The following is a 668-nucleotide window of genomic DNA, read 5'->3' on the forward strand; positions in this document are numbered from 1 at the left end:
AAAACATCAGACATCCCTTTAAAATAATCACCATAGGTTATCACAAGTCATTAAATTTTCATCATTAACATCACCTGTTATTGAGGGATTTCACGTAAAAAAAATGAATTGTTGGCTGTAGAGGATGAAATCAGCTGCTCGGTAAATTTCAGTCATGCTTAAGCCTTAAGTCTCAAAAATCTGCTTAATTGGTTATGACTTTTTGTTACGAGTTTGGTTATGAAGTGATGCTAAGCGAATAGCTTTTGGCAAACAGAGACTGCCGCACGTTTTTTAAGGTGTTGATGCTGACAAAACTCAGTTAACGCTTTAGGATTACCCACCGCGCCATGAAATAATGTTCTAAATTGTGTGGTCAATACTAACCAGTTTTCAGTACTGATGTTTAATCGAGTGAGTATATTGGGCAGATTATTGTCAATGTAGCCGCATTTGTCTTCCCTAATACAACGACCTGTTAAATCAACTAATTCAATATACTCTGTTAGCTCAAAAGCTAAACCTTTAGGCGCGTTTTGTCTTGGATTGCCAATAAAAGGGAAAAGTACTTTCGGTTGCTTTGCTTTTTTGGCTGAATGAATGCGTTGTTGAATACTGGTGTGGTTTGAGGTTTCGGGGGTTGTAGCTATGTTGGCTCTTATCGGGTTTAAATCAACATACGCCATACA

Annotated in this window: 1 pseudogene; it reads right to left on the bottom strand. The window is 37.4% G+C overall.

What is annotated here, in order from left to right:
* Positions 1-230 precede the first annotated feature (230 nt).
* A pseudogene (locus MTCD1_RS18350) lies at positions 231-668 on the bottom strand (transposase); the annotation flags it as partial.

Source organism: Colwellia marinimaniae, from assembly GCF_002207865.1.
Classification (GTDB): domain Bacteria; phylum Pseudomonadota; class Gammaproteobacteria; order Enterobacterales; family Alteromonadaceae; genus Colwellia; species Colwellia marinimaniae.